Source organism: Lactobacillus sp. UMNPBX4 (assembly GCF_002554115.1).
GTDB classification, from domain to species: Bacteria; Bacillota; Bacilli; order Lactobacillales; family Lactobacillaceae; genus Lactobacillus; species Lactobacillus gallinarum.
Genome location: NZ_PCZF01000068.1, coordinates 1 through 5,784, shown reverse-complemented (window position 1 = coordinate 5,784; position 5,784 = coordinate 1). Strand labels below are relative to the sequence as shown.

The 5,784-nt window shown below is 40.0% G+C and carries 5 protein-coding genes; 3 read left to right on the top strand and 2 right to left on the bottom strand.

Translation table 11 applies throughout. The features are described 5' to 3' along the window. The first annotated feature begins 332 nt into the window (after positions 1-332). From CP355_RS09250 to CP355_RS09240, 3 genes are all read left to right on the top strand, one after another. Positions 333-1,046 (top strand): C40 family peptidase, encoded by a 714-nt coding sequence (locus CP355_RS09250; RefSeq protein ID WP_098044391.1) that lies wholly within the window; start codon positions 333-335, stop codon positions 1,044-1,046. A 151-nt stretch (positions 1,047-1,197) separates the two neighbouring features. After that, positions 1,198-2,166, top strand: a complete 969-nt coding sequence (locus tag CP355_RS09245) for a C40 family peptidase (RefSeq protein WP_098044390.1) — start codon at positions 1,198-1,200, stop codon at positions 2,164-2,166. A 405-nt stretch (positions 2,167-2,571) separates the two neighbouring features. Beyond that, entirely contained in the window at positions 2,572-3,144 is a 573-nt protein-coding gene (locus tag CP355_RS09240) for a PBECR4 domain-containing protein (RefSeq protein ID WP_098044389.1), read from the top strand. Between the two features lie 64 nt (positions 3,145-3,208). On the opposite strand, the gene CP355_RS09235 is transcribed toward CP355_RS09240, so the two are convergent. After that, positions 3,209-4,222 (bottom strand): CAP domain-containing protein, encoded by a 1,014-nt coding sequence (locus tag CP355_RS09235; protein ID WP_098044388.1) that lies wholly within the window; start codon positions 4,220-4,222, stop codon positions 3,209-3,211. A 21-nt stretch (positions 4,223-4,243) separates the two neighbouring features. Then, on the bottom strand, positions 4,244-5,509 hold the full coding sequence (hflX, locus tag CP355_RS09230) for a GTPase HflX (RefSeq protein WP_098044387.1): 1,266 nt from the start codon (positions 5,507-5,509) through the stop codon (positions 4,244-4,246). Positions 5,510-5,784 lie beyond the last annotated feature (275 nt).

Here is a 5,784-nt window from a genome sequence, read left to right as displayed (position 1 = left end):
ATTCGATCTCTAAAAAAGCACCCTTAATTGTCAATGTCTTAACTTAATGACATTGGGTGAATTTCACCTAGCTCTTTTTTTTACATAGTAAATTATTTTTAGTTCTATGTGGTTCATCTATGTCATTTGACTGTTTTTGAAGAAATGTAAGCCGTTTAATATTTATTAAATTAGTATTACTTTTGTAACATTCATGTAACATAAGGTATTTATTATAGAGTCTGTTGAATAGTTAATTAAGTTTAAAGATTTTCCGATAAAATAAATTTTCGTTACCAAAATATAAAAATCTAATAACTTGTGATATAGATATAAACATAATAGGAGAATATATGAATATTAAAAGTAATTTTGTAAAAGTTACTGCAGCTGCTGCTTTAACTCTGACCGGTGTAGCTACAGTAAGTGCTGTTAAGCCAGATTCAACTACTGCTAATGTTCAAGCTGCTACTACTAGAGTAAAGATCAATTATGTTCCAGGTTATGGTGTTAATATCTGGGATAATTACAACCATGGTCATTTTACTGGTCAACGTGCACCACACGGCACTACTTGGAATGTTATTAACCAAGCAACTGATAAGAAGGGTCGTACTTGGTACCAAGTTGGTGAAGACCAATGGATCATGGCTCAATACACTGTGCCAGCTAATTCCAAGAAGGCTAAGAAGTCAGTTCGAGCAACTGGTGATGCATCAGCTATTGTTACTTTAGCTGAAGCACAACTTGGTAAGAATTACGTATGGGGCGGTACCGGTGCCAACGGTTTTGACTGTTCAGGTCTTACTTCATACGTTTACTCAAAGGCTGCTGGTGTGAACTTGGGTAGAACTACCTATGATCAAGTTAAGCAAGGTTCAACTGTTTCTATGAATAACCTTCAACCTGGTGATTTGCTTTTCTGGGGTTCAGCTTCAGCTCCATATCACGTAGGTATTTACGTTGGTAACAATCAATACATTCACGCAGCTACACCTGGTCAAGGCGTTATCAAGCAAACTTTGAGTAGTTACTTCTACCCAAGTGTTGCTAAGCGTGTTTTATAAAAAAGATTATTAATCAAAAGTGAGCTATGTTTTAGCTCACTTTTTGCATTATTAAATACTAATCGTTGTTAGTTGCTCTTTTTCTGCGTAAATGCAATAATGAAGTCGTTAGTTATAAAGTAGTAAGTTTTGCTACTAAGGGGATTGAAGAATGACTAAACATAAATTATTTAAGTTGGGAGCAGCTGCGGCACTTACTGTCACAGGTGTCTCTGCGATTACGTCGCTGAAAACTGTCCGCGCAGCCAACTTTACTGCGATTAAGAGGGTAAAGATTAATTATTTACCCGGTAAGGGCTTAAACATTTGGACTAATTATAATAAGGGTAAGTTCATGGGTTACCGTGCAAAAGACGGTACTATTTGGAATGTTGCTGAAACTGCTGTAGATAAGAAAGGTAACCTTTGGTATAAGGTTGGTACGCGTGAATGGATTGAAGCGCGTTACACCGTTGATGTCGGGATGGACACGCCGGCTTCCACCAATGCCAAAACTAAGGACAAGGTAACCAACGTATCTACCAAGAAGAAGACGAGCAAGAAAACAACGCCGAAAGTTAATAACGTTATTTCTTTGGGTACTGTAACTAAGAAAAGTACCAAGAAGTCGACTAAGACTAAGTCTAAGGCCGCTAAGGTGAAGAAGGCTAAGCAAATTGTTGATGCGGCAGTGAAAAAGACTAGTAAAAAGTTAACTACCAAGAAGGTTGCATCAACGCAAGCCTCAAGTAAGGCCGGTGCCATCGTTGCTTTAGCTAAGCAACAAGTTGGTAAGCCTTATGCCTGGGGCGCTAATGGTCCAGACAGCTTTGACTGCTCTAGCTTGGTGCAATATGTCTTTAAGAATGCGGCTGGTATGAACTTGCCTCGCACGACTTATGATCAAGTTAAGGTTGGTCAAACAGTTTACCAAAAGAGTCAGGCTAATGGTCAACCTGTTTCCGCAAGCAATTTACAAGTAGGAGATTTGTTGTTCTGGGGTTCAGAAAGCGCACCATATCACGTAGCCATTTACATTGGTAATAATCAATATGTCAATGCGGCAACACCTGAACAAGGTACGATCTTGCAGACAATGACTAGTTACTTTGCACCAACGATTGTTAAGAGAGTTTTATAATTTGAATATAAAAAAGTAGTTACTATGTATTAATTGCAAAGTAACTACTTTTTATTTTCTATTTCAAATGTCCTTTTTGTCTGAAAAATCTAAAGGTATAAGTGTAATATTTGCCCCTTTTTACCTTATACTTGTGAGTGTTCTAATATCTAATAATCGATTATCTTGTATTAGATTTGCTCATTTTGTATAATAATGGCACAGGAACAAGTTCCTAATGAGCGGTCGGCTCATGGTCAATCTGATATTTCAATAGGACGTAAGGGCCTAACAGGTTGCGAGAACCAGAACTAATCTCGATATTTAATCTTGGACATAAGGGCCAAGCAGGTGGCAGACACCAGAACTAAACCGACCATGATGAGTTCGCACATTATGTGCGGACTCATTTTTTTGGAGAGAATAATGCGTAAAAAATACAATTATAGAAAATTAAGACCTAGAGAATATTCATACATTAACCGGTTCTTAGATGATATTCATAGAGCTGCTGTTTTTTATGAGGCTACTTTTGTTAATAAGAAAGTAACGTTTTATACGGCTAAGACTTCAATTACAGTGATTGCATCTGTTACTAATTTTATGCACTTATGTGGTATCTCATATTTAAGGGGTAGTAAGAATTTTTTCCTTAGTGCTAAATACAGAAAAATAGATTTAGACAAAGTTTTGATCAAAAAAGACGGAACTACGTTTCAAAAATTACAAGTTTTAAGCGCATTTCCTGAATTGATTAGTGGCAATGTTAGATTAACTGGTCGGGGAAGATTTTTGGTGCTCGACTATGATTATGCATTACGTACGTCTAGACAACTTTTGGCATTAACACTGATAAATCAAAGTGCAAAAGCAATTCCACAATCATTATTAAACTTGCATAAAAAGATGTTTGAGAAAGGTGCCTCAGTTGTTAGAATTGAATCACAAGATTTTAATTCTGACCAAATTACGGTTTTATTCGAAGAACAATCAAAATAAGGCAAGGATCTCTCCTTGTCTTTTTTGTTGCACTTTTCATTTTCAGTAAAATTAGTTACATTTTCTATTTCAAATGTCCTTTTTGTCTGAAAAATCTAAAGGTATAAGTGTAATACTTACCAATCTTTACCTTATATTTATGAGTATTAATCAACTTAGTCTTGCCAGGTTGGTAAGTAATCGTCGTAGTGTAGCCGTCGCCATAAAAGGTCGTACCAAAATTACGGACCTGCGTTGCACGGTAGCGTTTCTTAGTCGTCATATCGGTGATATAAATCTTAGGCGTTCCTGTAATTTTCTTCGTTGTGGAGAAAGACCAGGGCGTCTTTTTACCGACTAATTCATATGGAAAGACGCGGCGAGCCGGATAAACCATCGTGTCTACAACAGGATCACGCAAAATGTCGTCCGCAAACCAGCCGTTTTGCACAGAGTAGAGCACATTGTTGCTGACACCATCACCATAAGCGGCGCCGATGCCCATCCGGGTTGCGCGAGCTGACAAAATCAAGGCCCGATGGCCGATGTTACCCTTACCAGCGATGTTGTTGTCTTCGCGAATCAGGTCCGTGACAATATCACCCGCTGTAGCGCCGTTATTGGATTCTAAAAAGTTAACATTACCCAAAGTGGAATTTTCGGCGATATTCCAATCAGTTTCATTGAAATAAAATGGCCGAGTGTAACCTAGTAAACCGTGGACGTTTAAGTCTTTTTTAGCATTAACTGCGGCTAAGGCAGCAGCACCGATTTGGGCATGTGAATTATCATCGGCATGATTCAATTCGATAGGCAAGCCTGCCAGTGAACGGTAGTAATTGACGTAGCTCATAGTATCAAGGATGTAGGACGGATTGAGAACTCCAGCTGAAAAAGGCAGGCCAAAGTTTGGCTGCTGTGCATAAATATTTTGCTTACTATACTTAACCTTGCTTAAGGCATGATACCGTTTTTGAAATTGACGTACTTGTTTGGCCTCAGTCTTGGAGTATTTTGCGGCATGAGTGGTCGTCGTGTTGATGCCAAAAGCGGTAATAATCGCAGTCGCAGCGACCAGCAATTTGTGTTTGATCTTCATTTTTCTTAATTCCCAGTCTAGCTAGACCAAATATTGTTTGTAGCGTCCTTGGTCGTCGGGCGCAATGTTAGCCTGAATGTGCACGCCGTCGTCTTCGTAGTCTTCGCTTAAGACTTGGGCATTTTCGTGTAAGTAGGCCAGTTCCTTACCAGCAGAAAGCGGCAAGAGTAAGCGAAATTCTTCGTAGTTAGAGAAGACACGCTTCGTGATCAAATCAGCCAGCATCTTGATCGATTTTGGATCGATTGCGGAATAAAGAATGTCGCTGCCTTCAATCTGGGGGTAGTTACGATCAGTCTTATCGGCTTTGTTGTAGGCGGTGATCATTGGAATCCCCTTAACGCCAATTTCATCCAAAACGTTTTGCGTGGTGCGGATCATCTGAACCATGTTCGGGTCGGAAGCGTCAACTACGTTGATTAAAAGATCGGCATCCTTGGTTTCTTGCAAAGTTGCCTTGAATGATTCAACTAGGTTGTGAGGCAGTTTTGAGATAAAACCAACGGTGTCGGACAGAATAAAGCTGAAGTTATCCTTTAGGTCAATGCGTCGCACGCTAGTGTCAAGCGTTGCAAACAGCATGTTCTTCACGAAGACTTGCTTGTCGGCACCTTCTTTGGAGAATTCCTTGAGCAAGCCATTCATCGTGGTTGACTTGCCGGCGTTGGTGTAGCCAACAAGGGCGACTTTAGGGATGCGACTTTGGTTGCGGCGAGCTGATTTGATCTCTTCTTGACTAGCCACAGCCTTGAGTTCCTTCTTGATGGCAGAAATTTGCTTGCCGATGGTCCGGCGGTTTAATTCCAGCTTACTTTCACCGGCACCACGGTTGGAATAGCCACCACCACGCTGCTGGTCTAGGTTGTTTTCGGAGGGATGCAAGCGTGGCAATTCATATTGCAATCTGGCGAGTTGCACCTGCAGTTTGGCCTGCTTAGTGCGAGCACGACTGGCAAAAATTTCCAAAATTAATTCAGTTCTGTCGATGACCCGCATCTTGGTTAACTTCTCAAGGTTACGGATTTGCACCGGCGTTAATTCATCGTTTAAAACTAAGACTTTAGCCTTGAGACCATGAGCCATCGCCTTGATTTCGTTGATCTTGCCCAAACCGAAATAGGTTCCGGCAACGATTGATTCAGCGTTCTGATAGCTTTGCCCCACGACTTCCATGTTGTTGGCTTCAGTTAAGTTAGCCAGCTCTGTCATGTAGTAGTCGAAGTTGGGGTCGTTCAAGTTGACGCCTGCGATATAAGCTTTTATTTTTTTAGGTTGATTATCGATCATGAGTCCACCTCGTTATCTAGTTTGTATATCTATATTGTATTACAGTTGCTTATAATAAGGAAAAAAGGTGAATGAGTGAGTATTCAAGAACGTGTCGTTTTCTATTGTGAGCTCTGCAAATGTGTAGCTAAAATATTTTAATGAAAAACGCCCGAAAATCCCCGTATTTTAATGCGGGGATGGATAGGGCCAAGCTGACCTAGCAGTCAGCTTTTTTTATTCTAAAAATAGAGACATACGTTCGACTTCCCTGTAAAATATAAATATCTAATCTA

Coding starts and splice junctions, on each gene's coding strand:
- CP355_RS09240 (WP_098044389.1), top strand. CDS start 2,572: ATGCGTAAAAAATACAATTATAGAAAATTAAGACCTAGAGAATATTCA.
- hflX (WP_098044387.1), bottom strand. CDS start 5,509: ATGATCGATAATCAACCTAAAAAAATAAAAGCTTATATCGCAGGCGTC.
- CP355_RS09235 (WP_098044388.1), bottom strand. CDS start 4,222: ATGAAGATCAAACACAAATTGCTGGTCGCTGCGACTGCGATTATTACC.
- CP355_RS09250 (WP_098044391.1), top strand. CDS start 333: ATGAATATTAAAAGTAATTTTGTAAAAGTTACTGCAGCTGCTGCTTTA.
- CP355_RS09245 (WP_098044390.1), top strand. CDS start 1,198: ATGACTAAACATAAATTATTTAAGTTGGGAGCAGCTGCGGCACTTACT.